This window comes from Streptomyces sp. NPDC004609 (genome assembly GCF_042873655.1).
GTDB lineage: Bacteria > Actinomycetota > Actinomycetes > Streptomycetales > Streptomycetaceae > Streptomyces.
Genome location: NZ_JBIALS010000010.1, coordinates 94676 through 108864 on the forward strand (window position 1 = coordinate 94676; position 14189 = coordinate 108864).

The following is a 14189-nucleotide window of genomic DNA, read 5'->3' on the forward strand; positions in this document are numbered from 1 at the left end:
CGGAAGTCGTCCCCGTACGGTACGCATCGCCGGAAGTGCCGCGGGCGGCGGGCACCGCCCGGAGCCGTCCCGTGCGAAGCGCGCCGTCGAGCCGGCGGCGGGTGAGCCGCCGACGGGTGGGCCGTCCCTCCCGTCGAGCCGCCGGCCGGTCGTCAGCCCGTCCGTACGGGACCGGTGTACGGCTTGACCCAGCGCCGCCAGTGGTCCTCACGGCGGTACCCGGCCGCCGACCAGGCCCGCTGCGCCCGCTCGTTCGCCTCCAGCACCATCGCGTCCCCGCGCCGGCCGCCCACGGCCTCGAACCGCCTCTCGGCCGCCCGGAGCAGCGCGGTCGCGATGCCCCGGCGCCGGTGCGCGGGAAGGACGGCCAGCCGGTACAGCGAGCAGCGCCACCCGTCGTACCCGGCGATCACCGAGCCCACCAGCCTGCCGTCCTGCTCGGCCAGGATCAGCGCCTCGGGATCGCGGGCGACGAGACGGGTGACGCCGTCCACGTCGTCCGTGATGCTCGTGCCCTCCGCGGCCTCTCTCCAGAACGCCAGTACGGTCTCGGCGTCGGCGGCCACGGCGGTGCGTATGCGCAGGTCGTCCATGGTCCGAGCCAAGCACGCGCAGCCGCGGGCCCGCCACTGGCTTTCGGGCGGACACGGCGGCGGACGGCCGCGTCCGCTCCTGCGCTCCCCGGCCGTCCGGTCAGTCCCGGAGCTCCTCGATGACCGGAGCGAAGGATTCCATGAAGGGGTCGAGCACCGAGATGTAGGTGAAGCCGTACCGTTCCCGCTGGGCGCGCAGTTTGTCGGCGATCTCCCGGACCGTGCCGATCGCGATCTGGGGATACGCCAGCAGTGCCCCGGCGCTCACACCCGCCGGACCGGGCGCCTGCGCCAGCAGGGCCTCGGCCGCCGCGAGCGCGTCGTCGGTGACCGTGGGGACCTGGAGGAGCAGATTCAGCTCCTGCTCTCCGGCCCGCTCGTCCGCCAGCCTGCGGTAGGCGGCGACCCGCTCGTCCAGCTGACCGGCGTCGATCGGTACCAGCCCCTGCCCGGTGTCCCGGCCGGCGCTGAAGGCGACGATGTCGGCGTGGTCGGCGGCCAGCTTCAGCACCCGGTCGCCGTTGCCGCCGATCAGCAGGGGCGGGCGGGGCCGCTGGGCCGGGCGCGGAAGATGCTCCGCGTCCTCCAGCAGCCGGATCAGCTCCTCGACCGTGTGCCGCAGACGGTCCACCCGGCCGCCGGGGCCGGGGAAGTCCAGACCGGCCCGGTCGTGCTCCTCCTTCACATAGCCCGCGCCGACGCCGATCTCCAGCCTGCCGCCGGTCAGGGCGTCGGTGGTGGCGATCTCGCGAGCGAGGAGCGCCGGATTCCAGAAGCCCGCGTTGATCACGAAGGTGCCGAGCCGGGGTCGCCGGGTCACCTCCGCCGCGGCCACCAGGGCCGGGAACGGGGCCATCATCCCCAGGTGGTCGGGCACCTGGATCACGTCGTAGCCGAGTGCCTCGGCCCTTCCGCACTTGTCGCGCCACACGGCGCCGTCGGCGGGGATCGTCATGTTCACCGAGAACCGGAACGGGCGGGTCATACGTACTCCTCCATACGAGAGGCTCTCTCGCGCCGTTCACACGCGGGAGCGTCGATCACTCGTGGGAAATGGCGGACAGCACGTTCATCCGGGACGCGCGCAGCGCGGGCAGCACCGCGGCGGCGAGCCCCACGACCACCGAGCCGACCACCACCGCGACCACCGTGCCCCACGGCACGGCGAATGCGGTGAGGCCCTCCAGCGCCAGCACCTGCTGGACGGCCGCACCCCACACCATGCCCAGCCCCAGCCCCAGCAGCGCGCCGAAGACCGCGATCACCACGGATTCGAGCCGGATCATGCGCCGCAGCTGCCTGCGGGAGAGCCCGATGGCCCGCAGCAGTCCGATCTCCCGCGTCCGTTCGACCACCGACAGGGCGAGGGTGTTCACCACCCCCAGGACGGCGATGACGATCGCGAGGCCCAGCAGCGCGTACACCAGATAGAGCATCACGGCGATCTGCCGGCGGACCAGCTCCTTGTAGTCCGCCCGGTCCCGCACCTGCACCTGCGGATAGGGGTCGAGCGCCGCCTCCAGACCCTCGCGGAGCGCGTCCTCGCCGGCTCCGCCCGCCGCGTTCACATAGACCGTGATCTCCTGCCCGCCCGGCAGGTACTTCTCCAGCGTGGCCATGCCCATCATCACACCGCCCGCCATACCGGGACCGCCGCTCTGGCTCATGTCGGTCAGCGCCCCGACCGTCAGCCGGGCCCTGCGCCCGCCGGCGAACTCCGCCTCCAGCACCGATCCGACCCGGACCCGGTGCTCCTCGGCGAAGTCGCGTGCCATGCCGATGCGGTCCGTCGCGAGCGCCGCCGCCGTGTCCCCGCCCGCGTACGTCACGCGAGCCACCTCGTCGAGCCGCTGGTCGTAGCCGGACGCCGTGGTCTCCACCCGCTCGCCGTCCGGCAGGGACAGCGCGAGGGGAGCGAAGCGCTGGCGTACCACCGTCCCGGCGCCCTCGACCTCCCGCACCTTCTCCGTGATCTCCTGCGGGAACGGCAGGAAGGATCCGTTCTGTACGACGAAGTCCGCGCCGAGGGTCCTGTCGATCTCGTTGTCGAAGGACTCCGTCATCGACGCGCTCGCGATCGAGAGCCCGGTGACCAGCGCCAGACCCACCATCAGCGCGGCCGCGGTCGCGCCCGTACGCCGGGGATTGCGCAGGGCGTTGCGCCGGCTCATCATGCCGACCGGCCCGAACAGCCGGGGAAAGGCCGCGCTCAGCACCCGTATCACCGGCCGGACCAGCAGCGGGCCCGCCACCACGGTCGCGATCAGCGTCAGGACGACACCGAGCCCGAGGAGGGCGGCCGCCGAGGAGGTTTCCGTACTCACGGCGCTGCCGGTGAGCGCGGCGGCGCCCGCCACCGCGACCACGGTCCCGGCGGCCGCCCGCACCCTCAGCGGCCGCCCCACGCCCGCGATCTCGGCGTCCGCGAGCGCCGCCATCGGCGAGACGCGGGCCGCCCGGCGGGCGGGCAGATACGCGGCGAGGAAGGTGACGCCGAGCCCGACCGCGTACGCCGACACGGGAGTCGCCACCCCGAACACCATCTCGGCGGCGCTCAGATTCATCCCGAACGCGCTCATCAGCGCGATCAGTCCGGCCGCCAGCCCCACCCCGGCGGCCAGTCCGAGCGTCGAACCGATCAGGCCCAGCAGAAACGCCTCGGTGACCACCGAGCGCCGCACCTGGCGGCGGTCGGCGCCGAGCGCCCGGAGCAGCCCCAGCTCGCGGGTGCGCTGGGCGATCAGCATCGAGAAGGTGTTGACGATCAGGAAGACACCCACGAGAACGGCGACCCCGGCGAATCCCAGCATCAGCCACTTGATCACATCGAGGAATCCGCCCAGTTCGGCCGCCGACGACTCGGCCTGCTCGTCGGCGGTCCTCAGTTCGTATCCGTCGCCCAGTACGGCCGCGACCCGCTCCTTGAGCACCGCGTCGGCGACACCGTCGGCCGCGTCCAGGGAGATCGAGGTGGCGGCATCGGCCCTGCCGAGCAGCCTGGTCTGGGCGGTCGGCGTGTCCAGGAAGACCAGCGCCGCGCCCGGGTTGGTGGTGGTGAAGGTGACGATGCCGACGACCTCGGCCGTGAAGGAGCCGGGCTGCGCATGGAGGGTCAGCGAATCCCCGATGCCCAGCTTCCTGTTGTCGGCGGTGTCCTTGTCGAGCATCACCTCGCCCGGCCCGCGCGGCTCCCGGCCGCCGGTGAGCTTCACCGGGCTGCGTTCGGTGACGAACCAGTTGGTCGCGATGGTCGGCGCACCGGTCGTCGGCCCCACCGGGTCGTTCTTCTCGTCGACGACCGTGATGTTCTCCGCGCTCACCTCGACGTGCGCGGCCCTGACGCCGTCGACCGACCCGAGGCGCTCGGCCAGGGAGGCGGGCAGGGTTCGCAGGACGCCGGTCGGCAGGGACTCGCCGATGCCCTCCTCCGGCAGGATCTGCACATCGGAGGCGGTGGAGGCGAAGAGCCGGTCGAAGGTGCGCGAGACCGTGTCCGAGAAGATCAGCGAGCCGCTGACGAAGGCCACGGACAGCAGGACCGCGAGCATCGACAGCAGCATCCTGCCCTTGTGCGCGAAGAAGCTCCGCAGGGTCGCCCTCAGCATCGGGGGCCTCAGCTCTCACGGCCGGGGCCGGGGGCCCGGTCGTCGTGGTCCGGGTGCCCCGGGGGATGCCCGGCCCGGGGCCGTGCGCCCGGATCGCGGTCGCCGGGCGCCCCCTCCCGGGCCCGGCCGTCGCGGCGGAGATCCCCGCTTCCGGCGAACAGCCGCATCCGCTCCAGTACGGCCTGCGCGGTCGGATCCGGCATGACGTCGACGATCCGTCCGTCCGCCAGATACAGCACCAGATCCGAGTGTGCCGCGGCGCCCGGGTCGTGGGTCACCATCACCACGGTCTGGCCCAGCCCGTCCACGGCCTCCCGCAGAAAGCCCAGGACCTCGGCGCCCGCCCGGGAGTCGAGATTGCCCGTGGGTTCATCGGCGAAGATCAGCTCGGGCCTGGAGGCCAGGGCCCGCGCGCAGGCCACCCGCTGCTGCTGACCGCCCGAGAGCTGCGCCGGCCGGTGCCGGAGCCGGTCCCGCAGCCCGAGGGTGTCGATGACGCGCTCGACCCACTCCCGGTCCGGTCTGCGCCCGGCGATGTCCATCGGGAGGGTGATGTTCTCGGCGGCGGTCAGGGTGGGCAGCAGATTGAACGCCTGGAACATGAATCCGATCCGGTCCCTGCGCAGCCGGGTCAGCTCGCGGTCCCTCAGACCGGTGATCTCCGTGTCGCCCAGCCACACCCGGCCGGCGGAGACGGTGTCCAGACCGGCGAGGCAGTGCATCAGCGTGGACTTGCCGGAGCCGGACGGGCCCATGACCGCGGTGAACCGGCCGCGCGCGATGTCGACGTCGACGCCGTCCAGCGCGCGTACGGCCGTCTCCCCGCTGCCGTACGCCTTGGTGAGCGCCCGTGCGCGCGCGGCGATCGGGACATCCCCGGACGGGCCGTGGGTGGGTGCAGTAGCAGGTGTGGACAAGGCCGCCTCCCGGATCGTGGCCGCACCGAACTCCCGTACGATCCAACGAGGTTAGTGGGCGGCGAACAAGCGCGGGTATCCCTCGCAGGGCCCGGTTTCAGGTCGATGTAAGGGGCACCCGCCATCGCCGTCCCGGGAGGCGGCCCGGTACCGCGTCGGACGACGTCCGGCCCGCGCGGTTCGCGGCGCGCCGACCGGTTTCCGCACGCGGCCGGGGCCGTACGTCCGCGCCCGCCGGGTCAGGGGCCCAGCCGGGCGCGGATGAGCGCGTCGAGCCGCCGCCACGCCGGGGACGAGTCGTTGACCGAGCCCTGGACGAGGGCGGGGATCTCGGAGGCCGGGTCCAGCTCGGGCGGGGCGCCCGGTCCGTAGCGTTCCCGGGTCGCCACGGCGATCCGGCGGGCGAGGTCGTCGATACGGGGATCGTCGGCGTCGAGGTCGTACGCCCGGTCGTAGTCGAGGTGGAGCCGTCGCAGCGCCGGGTCGGCAAGGGAATCGGCCTGGTCGTGGAACAGTGCCGTCGCGCGGTCCGGGTGGGTCGCGAACACGAGGATCCACAGGTCGCGTTGCAGGTCCACCCACCGAGGCGTGAATCCCCACCCGGCCAGGTGCTCCAGGTGGGCCCCGACCTCGGCGGGCAGCGGTGCCGGGGGCCCGGCGGCGAGCCGGCGCAGGCGGCCTTGCGTGGCCCGAAGGCCGCGGATGCGGGCGGTGAGTTCGTCGTCGACCTCGCGCAGCGCCCGCTGGAACTCCTCGTCGGTCGCCGATCCCAGGTCCCGGATACGGGCCAGGGGGACACCGGCTTCGGCGAGGGTCCGGATCTTGATCAGGGCGATGGCGTCGTTCGCGCCGTACCGCCGGTAGCCGGACGCGTCGCGGCCGGGCTCGGGGAGCAGTCCCTTGTCGTGATAGACGCGGACGGTCTTGACCGACACTCCTGCGTACGCGGCCAGCTGTCCGATGGTGATCACCCGGTCATCGTCCCACTTGACCCTTCCCCTGGGGCAGGGGCGCAGCATGGGGTCATGGCGAACACGAACACGAACACGGGCACGAGCACGAGCACGGACATCGATCGGGAGACCCTGCGCGAGCCGGCCGATCAGGGCAACGAGACCGCTTTGGACCGGCTGGCCGGCCTCGCAGACGCGGCCGGCGACCTCGGGGAGCTGAGCGAGCTGCTGGACGAGGGATCCCCGCGCGCCGGGTTCCTGCTCACCCGGCGCGCGGTCGCGGCCGGTGATCTGCGCGAGCTGCAGCGGATCGCCGACGCCGGGTACGAGGAAGCCGGGGACGAGCTGGACCGGCTGCTGAGGGAGTCGGCCGACGGACCCCGCGACTGAGGATCGCGGCACCCGGCCGGCTCGGTGGTGTGGCGGGACGTCACGTCCATGTCTGAGGAACTCGCCGAGAGCGGCGCGCGGACGAACGGCGCGCCGCTGCGCGGCGGTGGGCTCGGTCACGCCGGCCCACCGCCACCCCGCTACGGCGCGAGTGCCGGCTGGTCCGCGGCCCACAGCCACGACCCGTCCGGCTGGCGACGGGCGACCTCGACGGTCACGTCGCCGTTGGTCAGCGTGGCCGCGGTCAGGGCCAGGTCGCCGGTCACCAGCGCCGGGTGCTGCCTGCCCGGCGAGAGCACCGGCGCGGCCGCGACGAACTGCTCGTACACTGTGCGGATCTCCGCATGTCCGGTCGCGAGGTTGCCCGGCGGGAACGCCAGCACGGCGTTCGGCTCGTACAACGCCACCAGCCCGTCGACATCGCCCGCGTTGGCGCGCTCGATGAAGTACCTGCCCAGGTCGTTCGGCTCAGTGGCCACTTTCTTGTCTGTCATGCCGATCAGCCTCCCAACGAATACACGACATCCTGTGTCACGTATTCCTCTAGAATTTTTGTATGCGCGCCGACCGGTTGGTATCGCTGGTACTGCTGCTGCGGCAGCACGGTCGGCTGTCCGCGACCGCGCTGGCCCGCGAGCTGGAGGTGTCCACCCGCACCGTGCTGCGCGACATCGAGGCGCTGTCCGCAGCCGGCGTCCCGGTCTACGCCGAACGCGGTCGGCACGGCGGTTTCGCGTTGCTGCCCGGTTTTCAGACCGAGCTCACCGGACTGAACCACGACGAGGCACTCGCCCTGCTGGTCGCCGGATCGCGGCGCGGCGCGCAGACGTTCGGACTCGACTCGGCGCTCGCTTCGGCCATGCGCAAGGTGGTTGACGCGCTGCCCGAAAGCTATCGGGCCACCGCGGCCGGCGCGGCTCAGCGATTGCTCATCGACCCGGAGACCGACCTCCTCTCGCGTCGACTGGTCGCCGAGGAGGTGCCTGACGCCGTCGTGGCCGAGGTCCGGCGCGCGGTGTTCGCCGGACACAAGCTGCGCATCCACTACGCGGCCGTGGACCAGACCCCGAAGTGGCGCACGGTGGACCCGATCGGCCTGGTCACCGTGCGCGACCAGGGCTATTTGCTGGCCACACGGTCCGGCGCGGACCGCACCTACCGGCTGTCCCGCGTCCTGGCCGCCGAGGAACTCGCCGAACCGGCACAGCGACCGGACCGGGTCGATCTGGACCGGGCCTGGCAGGAACGCAGCACACGGTTTCGGACCGGCGGCGACCACGTCACCGTGCTGGTACGGATGAACCCGGCGCGGCGGGAGGACCTGGTGGGCACCGCGCTGGCCGTCCTCGCCGAAGAAACCGACGCGGACGGCCGGCTGCGGCTGGAGGTGACCTTCCAGGATCCGAGACACGCCGAATGGGCGCTGTGGCGCCTCGGCATGAACGCGGAAGCCCTGGCTCCGCAGTGGTTGCGCGACTCCCTGGGCAACCACGCCGCCGCGATCGCCACCCGCTACGGAGTGTCATCCCGAGAGTAGCCGCCGTCTGCGGGACGCCGCCGAAGCCGACAGGCGCCGGCCGGGCTCGCCGGAACGCGCCCTGACCCCGCGGCACCTGTCACCTCCTCGCGGAGGCCCCCACCACTCCTCGGCCGGCACCTTCGTCAGCCCCGCGACGTACTCCACCCCGGCGAGGTGGCCGACAACAGGGAGACCTGACCCACCGGTTACTTCGGTCCTGGGGACTGAGCCGGGATTCCGGGGCCCTGTCCGGGGCCCTGTCCGGGGTCGGGGAAGGGGCGGCGGGCCACGCCCAGGACACAGGGCGAGGACGGCACCTTCGGCCCGTGCTCGGGAACCGTCAGGCGGCGGTGGACGCCGAGCTGGAAACCGGCCGCCTCGATCGCCGCGAGCGGGTCCCGCGCGGTGTGGCAGCCGCCGAACAGCAGGGGCCAGACCGTACGGTCCAGCACCCGCTGGGTGCGGGCCATACCCTTGTCCGGGGCCAGGCCGTGCTCGAAGAACCGCAGCTCACCGCCCGGGCGCAGCACCCGCTTGATCTCGGCGAGGGCGCGGGGCAGGTCCCGTACGGAACACAGCACCAGCGACGCGACCGCGACATCGAACGCCTCGGACTTGACCGGCAGCGCCTCGGCGGCCCCCGGCACGACGTCCACCGGGACCTCCACCCGGTGGGCGGCCTGGGCGGCGAGCACCCGAAGGGTGCGCTCCGGCTCGATGGCGACGACCTCGGAGACGGCGCAGGGGTAGTGCGCGAAGTTCAGGCCGTTGCCCGCACCGATCTCGATCACCCGTCCGGAGACACCGGCGAGCAGTTCGTCGCGGTGGGCGGCCATGCCGCCCTTCTTGTCGGCGGCCACGCTGAACCTGGCGTAGAAACGCGCGAACACCGGGTGGTGGACGGCGTCCCGGGGCAGGGCACTGGCGCGCAGGCGCATCGCGGCTCCTCGGGAGGATGGATTCCGTCTCACGCCCATTCTCCTCACCTCCCGGCGGCAGCGGAATCCCCGGGCGGCGAGATCGTGCGCGGCGCCGGGGTGACGGGAGCGGGAGGCTGCCGGCGGCCGCGCCCGCGCGCGGGACACCGTGGCGGTGCGGAGCCGTCCGGCGTACGGGAGCCGGGTGACCGGTTCGCCCGGCACGGGAGCCCGGTGCACCGATCTCCGGCAACGAAGGCCCGCGGGACCCGCGCCCCGCACACGCACACGGATACGAAGCTCAGCGTACGGACGCGGTGAACGACTCCACGTCCCAGGAGCCGCCCAGGAGCGGGCCGAACCAGTCCGCGGCACGCGCCCGGAACTCCGCGGGCTCCAGCCGGCCCGCTCCCTCCGGTACGGCCCCGAGGAGCGGCGCCTCCGCCACCTCGGGCAGATCCACCAGATTGCACCGCGCCGCGAGATCCGGCTCGCCTGGCCAGCTCCCGACGACGACACCGAGCTGCTCCAGCCCGCGCGAGCGCAGGGCCTCGCCGGTCAGTGCCACCGAGTTCAGGGAGCCGAGCGCGGCCGGTGCGACGACGAGCACGGGAGCGCGCAGCAGCCGCGCGGCGTCGGCGAGGGTGCCGCCGCCGCCGTCGAACCGTACGAGCAGTCCGCCCGCGCCCTCGACCAGGACGAGATCGTGCTCCGCGGCCAGTTTGCCGGCCGCGTCGGCCACGTCCTCGGGCCGCACCGCGGCCATCCGGGCCCGCCGGGCGGCGGTGGCGGGCGCGAGCGGCTCGGGATACCGCGCCAGCTCCACCCCGCTCACGTCCCCGGCGAGGCGTGCCACCTCGCCGATGTCACCGCGGTCCCCGGCGGCGACGCCGGTCTGGGCCGGCTTCAGCACGGCGACGGACCGCCCGCGCGCCCGCGCGAGGGCGGCGACGCCCGCCGTGACGACGGTCTTGCCGATCTCCGTCCCGGTCCCGGTGACGACGATGACGCGCATGCGCTGATCCTCTCTTCCCTGCGGCACCCGGCTTCCCGGCTGCTTCCCGCTTCCGCGCGGCACTCGGCCTCCGTGCTGCTTCCCGCTTCCCGCTTCCGCGCGGAACCCGGCTTTCCCGCGGGACCTGTTCCGCCCGCTGCGGGGTCCTTCGGGGCGCAGGCGCCGGGCCCCTCCCGCGGGGCCCGCCGTGCCCGTCCCGGAGTCGGCCCGTTCCCGGCACGGGTCGCTACCCTGCCCGCGCCGCCGCGAGGACCGCCGTGGAGATCCGGGCGAGGTCCGCGTCCTCGGTCACGAAGGGCGGCATGGTGTAGATCAGATCGCGGAAGGGGCGCAGCCACACCCCCTCGCGGACCGCCGCCTCCGTGGCCGCGGGCAGGTCGACCTCGTGGTCCAGCTGGACGACGCCGAGGCCGCCGAGCACCCGCACGTCCGTGACGCCGGGCAGGTCGGCCGCCTCGGCGAGGCCCGCCCGCAGGCCGGTCTCCAGGCGCTTGACCTCCTGGGCCCAGTCCTGGCCGAGCAGCAGGTCCATCGAGGCGTTGGCGACGGCCGCCGCCAGGGGGTTGGCCATGAAGGTGGGGCCATGGGCGAGGACCGGGACCTCGCCCCGGGAGATGCCGTCGGCCACCCGTGAGGTGCACAGCGTCGCCGCCATCGACAGATAACCGCCGGTCATCGCCTTGCCGAGGCACATCACGTCCGGCGAGACACCCGCCTGGTCCGCCGCGAAGAGCGTGCCCGTACGCCCGAAGCCGGTGGCGATCTCGTCGAAGATCAGCAGGACGCCGTGGTCGTCGCACGCCTCGCGCAGCACCCGCAGATACGCGGGGGAGTGGAACCGCATCCCGCCCGCGCCCTGGACCACCGGCTCCACGATCACCGCGGCCACCTCGTCCGCATACCGGGCGACGGTCTCGCGCAGATGGTCCGCGTACGGCTCCTCGTACTCCGTGGGCGGTGCCTTCGCGAACACCTGGCGGGGAAGGACTCCCGTCCACAGGCCGTGCATTCCGCCGTCGGGGTCGCACACCGCCATCGGCTGCCAGGTGTCGCCGTGGTAGCCGCCGCGCCAGGTGAGCAGGCGCTGCTTCGACGGGCGGCCGACGGAGCGCCAGTACTGGAGGCACATCTTGACGGCCACCTCGACGGAGACCGAACCGGAGTCGCTGAGGAAGACGTGCCGCAAGGGCCCGGGGGTGATCTCGACCAGCCGGGTCGCCAGCCGGACGGCGGGCTCATGGGTGAGCCCGCCGAACATCACATGGCTCATCCGGTCCAGCTGGCCGCGCGCCGCCTCGTTGAGGACGGGGTGGTTGTAGCCGTGGATCGCGGACCACCACGACGACATGCCGTCGATCAGCTCGCGCCGGCCGTGGACGGGTCCGGCCAGCCGCAGCCGTACCCCGGACGCGGACTCCACGACCAGCGGATCGGCGCGGCCGGGCATCGGCCCGTACGGATGCCAGACATGCGCCCGGTCCAGCGCCACCAGCTCCGGAACGGACAGCTCAGGCATTGGGCGCCACATCCGTGCCCGCGCCCCGGCGGCGTACCGTCACCAGGTCCGTACGGGCCCCGGCCGGTGCCTCGGCGGGAGCGCTCGGCGGCCCGTCGGCGCAGACCGCGCCCCCGCCGCAGCCGCCGGCCGCCCGGTGCTCCGGCAGCGTCGTCGTACCCGCGCCCTCCACCTCGAAGCCCGCGTCCGCGATCATGTCCAGATCCGCCCGGCCCGCCTGGCCCTCGCTCGTCAGATAGTCCCCGAGGAAGATGGAGTTGACGAGATGCAGCGCGAGCGGCTGCAGCGAGCGCAGATGGACCTCGCGCCCGCCCGCGAGCCGTACCTCCACGTCCGGGCAGACGAACCGCACCATCGCGAGAATCCGCAGACAGCGCTGGGGGGTGAGGTTCCACTCCTTGGCCAGCGGCGTCCCCTCGAAGGGGATCAGGAAGTTCACCGGAACCGAGTCGGGGTCCAGCTCGCGCAGCGAGAAGACCACATCGACCAGGTCCTCGTCCTTCTCGCCCATGCCCGCGATCAGTCCGGAGCACGCCGACAGGCCCGCCGCCTGCGCCCGGTGCACCGTGTCCACCCGATCGGCGTAGGTGTGGGTGGTGGTGATGTCCCCGTACGTCCCCTCGGACGTATTGAGGTTGTGGTTGTACGCGTCCGCGCCCGCGTCCCGCAGCCGCTCCGCCTGCCCCTGGGAGAGCAGCCCGAGACAGGCGCACACCTCGACGCCCTCGTTCTGCTCCTTGATCGCCTCGATCGTCCGGGAGACCCGGTCGACGTCCCGGTCCGTGGGTCCGCGGCCGCTCGCCACCAGACAGACGCGCTTGGCACCGCCCGCGACCCCCGCGGCCGCCGCCCGCGACGCGTCGTCGGGCTTCAGCCAGGTGTACTTGAGGATCTCCGCCGTGGACCCGAGCCGCTGGGAGCAGTACGAGCAGTCCTCCGGGCACAGGCCCGACTTCAGATTGACGAGATAGTTGAGTTTCACCCGGCGGCCGAACCACTCACGGCGCACCCTGCCGGCCGCGGCCACCACGTCGAGCAGTTCGTCGTCGGAGCTCGCCAGGACGGCGAGCGCCTCTTCGCGGGTCGGCAGCTCGCGCCGCAGCCCCTTCTCCACCAGCGTGTTCAGAAGGTCCATGGCGCCGATCCTGGCGTACGGCACTCCCCCCGGGAAAGTCGGAACCTCACAAGAGAGCCTCTCCGAAGTGTGTGTATGACCACATCCATTCCCGGTCCGCCCCCGGTTAGTGTCTGTGGGCTGCCTACAAAAGGCCCCGACGAACGGGGCGCACGAGGACCGGACCACCATGACCCAGGATCCCTTCGGCTGGCTCCATGAGGAGTCCGGCCGCCGTGAGCGCGCCGGTCTGGTGCGTACGCTCCGGCCGCGCCCCGCCGAGCCGGAACTGCTGGACCTCGCGGGCAACGACTACCTCGGCCTGTGCCACCACCCGGAGATCACCGCGGCCGCCGCGGAGGCCGCCCGGCGCTGGGGCGCCGGCGCCACCGGCTCCCGGCTGGTCACGGGCAGCACGGAGCTCCACGCCGACCTGGAACGCGAACTCGCCGCCTTCAGCGGCTTCGAGGCCGCTCTCGTCCTCTCCTCCGGCTACGCGGCCAATCTCGCCGTGATGACCGCGCTGTCCGCCCGCGGCTCGCTCATCGTCTCGGACGCGGCCAACCACGCCTCGATCGTCGACGGCTGCCGGCTCTCCCGCGCCGAGACCGTGATCGCCGCGCACGCCGACACCGACGCCGTGCGCACGACCCTCGCCGCGCACCCCGGACGGCGGGCGCTGGCCGTCACCGACGCGGTGTTCTCGGTCGACGGCGACGCCGCGCCGCTGCCCCGCCTGGCGGACATCTGCCGGGAGGCGGGGGCCGCGCTGGTCGTGGACGACGCGCACGGCTTCGGTGTGCTCGGCGACGGCGGACGCGGCGCCGTGCACGCCGCCGGGCTCGCGGGCGACCCCGGGGTCGTCGCGATGCTCACCCTCTCCAAGTCCCTGGGCAGCCAGGGCGGCGCGGTCCTCGGACCGGCCCGGGTCATCGACCATCTGGTCAACACCGCCCGGACCTTCATCTTCGACACGGGTCTCGCCCCGGCCGCCGCGGGCGCCGCTCTCGCCGCGCTGCGGCTGCTGGGCCGGGAACCCGGACGGGCGGCCCGCGTGCGCACGGTCGCCGCGACCCTGCACGCCCTGCTCACGTCGGGGGGCCTGACAGCCGTACGCCCGGACGCCGCCGTGGTCTCGGTCCGGGCGCCGTCGCCCGAGGCCGCCGTGCGCTGGGCGGCCGACTGCCGGTCGGAGGGACTGGCAGTCGGCTGCTTCCGTCCGCCGTCGGTCCCGGACGGCGTCTCACGGCTCCGGCTGACGGCACGTGCCGATGTGACCGACCGTCAGGCCCGCTGGGCGGTCGCGACCGTGGTGCGGACGGCCCCGCCCGGGGCCTTCACCGAGGCCGCGCCGGTCAGCTGACGCTCCGCGCCCCGACCGTGGTCACGAAGCGGTCCCAGGCCCGCGGCGAGATGCGCAGCGGCCGGCGGGACACGTCCTTGGAGTCCCGTACGGCCAGGGTGTCGTCGGGCAGCCTGGCCGCCTCGACGCAGTTGTTCATGCCCGTGCTGCGGCTGCTGCGCCGCCACCTTAAGGCGCTGTCGTGGTTCCCGGGGGCGCCGTGCGGGAGCGGTGCGGACGCCGGGCCGAGAGGTGCGGGAGAGACGGTCGCGGAGTCGGCGGACACGGTGTCGGCGGATGCGGGGTCG

Annotated in this window: 14 protein-coding genes; 3 read left to right on the forward strand and 11 right to left on the reverse strand. The window is 73.4% G+C overall.

The annotated features are described in order from the left end of the window. Positions 1-152 precede the first annotated feature (152 nt). The 5 genes from ACFYT4_RS12970 to ACFYT4_RS12990 form a co-directional block, all read right to left on the reverse strand. Positions 153-593, reverse strand: coding sequence for a GNAT family N-acetyltransferase (locus ACFYT4_RS12970; RefSeq protein WP_389267639.1), 441 nt, complete (start codon positions 591-593; stop codon positions 153-155). A 100-nt stretch (positions 594-693) separates the two neighbouring features. Beyond that, positions 694-1578 carry a TIGR03621 family F420-dependent LLM class oxidoreductase gene (locus tag ACFYT4_RS12975; protein ID WP_389267640.1) on the reverse strand — a complete coding sequence of 295 codons (885 nt, stop codon included), beginning with the start codon at positions 1576-1578 and terminating at the stop codon, positions 694-696. Positions 1579-1633: 55 nt separating this feature from the next. Continuing rightward, complete coding sequence (locus ACFYT4_RS12980; protein WP_389267641.1) at positions 1634-4198, reverse strand: ABC transporter permease; 2565 nt, start codon at positions 4196-4198, stop codon at positions 1634-1636. 8 nt (positions 4199-4206) lie between these two features. Then, a complete protein-coding gene (locus ACFYT4_RS12985; RefSeq protein ID WP_389267642.1) occupies positions 4207-5115 on the reverse strand; it encodes an ABC transporter ATP-binding protein in 909 nt (302 codons plus the stop codon). Between the two features lie 239 nt (positions 5116-5354). Beyond that, positions 5355-6086: a MerR family transcriptional regulator gene (locus ACFYT4_RS12990; protein ID WP_389267643.1), complete on the reverse strand. Its 732-nt coding sequence runs from the start codon at positions 6084-6086 to the stop codon at positions 5355-5357. A 54-nt stretch (positions 6087-6140) separates the two neighbouring features. Between ACFYT4_RS12990 and ACFYT4_RS12995 the strand changes: the two genes are divergently transcribed. Continuing rightward, positions 6141-6458: a hypothetical protein gene (locus ACFYT4_RS12995; RefSeq protein ID WP_389267644.1), complete on the forward strand. Its 318-nt coding sequence runs from the start codon at positions 6141-6143 to the stop codon at positions 6456-6458. Between the two features lie 140 nt (positions 6459-6598). Here ACFYT4_RS12995 and ACFYT4_RS13000 read toward each other — a convergent pair whose 3' ends face one another. After that, a complete protein-coding gene (locus ACFYT4_RS13000) occupies positions 6599-6952 on the reverse strand; it encodes a YybH family protein (protein WP_389267645.1) in 354 nt (117 codons plus the stop codon). Between the two features lie 62 nt (positions 6953-7014). On the opposite strand from ACFYT4_RS13000, the gene ACFYT4_RS13005 reads away from it, so the two are divergent. Continuing rightward, on the forward strand, positions 7015-7995 hold the full coding sequence (locus ACFYT4_RS13005; RefSeq protein WP_389267646.1) for a helix-turn-helix transcriptional regulator: 981 nt from the start codon (positions 7015-7017) through the stop codon (positions 7993-7995). Positions 7996-8183: 188 nt separating this feature from the next. Here ACFYT4_RS13005 and ACFYT4_RS13010 read toward each other — a convergent pair whose 3' ends face one another. The 4 genes from ACFYT4_RS13010 to bioB all read right to left on the reverse strand — a co-directional run bounded on the left by ACFYT4_RS13010 (position 8184) and on the right by bioB (position 12560). Then, entirely contained in the window at positions 8184-8915 is a 732-nt protein-coding gene (locus ACFYT4_RS13010; protein ID WP_389267745.1) for a class I SAM-dependent methyltransferase, read from the reverse strand. Positions 8916-9195: 280 nt separating this feature from the next. Beyond that, entirely contained in the window at positions 9196-9909 is a 714-nt protein-coding gene (gene bioD, locus ACFYT4_RS13015; protein WP_389267647.1) for a dethiobiotin synthase, read from the reverse strand. A gap of 226 nt (positions 9910-10135) precedes the next feature. Then, a complete protein-coding gene (locus ACFYT4_RS13020) occupies positions 10136-11425 on the reverse strand; it encodes an adenosylmethionine--8-amino-7-oxononanoate transaminase (protein WP_389267648.1) in 1290 nt (429 codons plus the stop codon). Next, entirely contained in the window at positions 11418-12560 is a 1143-nt protein-coding gene (bioB, locus tag ACFYT4_RS13025) for a biotin synthase BioB (RefSeq protein WP_389267649.1), read from the reverse strand. Before bioB ends, ACFYT4_RS13020 begins: the two co-directional genes overlap by 8 nt. A gap of 169 nt (positions 12561-12729) precedes the next feature. Here bioB and ACFYT4_RS13030 point away from each other — a divergent pair, with 169 nt between their 5' ends. Beyond that, a complete protein-coding gene (locus ACFYT4_RS13030) occupies positions 12730-13902 on the forward strand; it encodes an 8-amino-7-oxononanoate synthase (RefSeq protein ID WP_389267650.1) in 1173 nt (390 codons plus the stop codon). On the opposite strand, the gene ACFYT4_RS13035 is transcribed toward ACFYT4_RS13030, so the two are convergent. Continuing rightward, positions 13895-14167: a DUF397 domain-containing protein gene (locus tag ACFYT4_RS13035; RefSeq protein ID WP_389267747.1), complete on the reverse strand. Its 273-nt coding sequence runs from the start codon at positions 14165-14167 to the stop codon at positions 13895-13897. The genes ACFYT4_RS13030 and ACFYT4_RS13035 overlap by 8 nt on opposite strands. Positions 14168-14189: the final 22 nt, after the last annotated feature.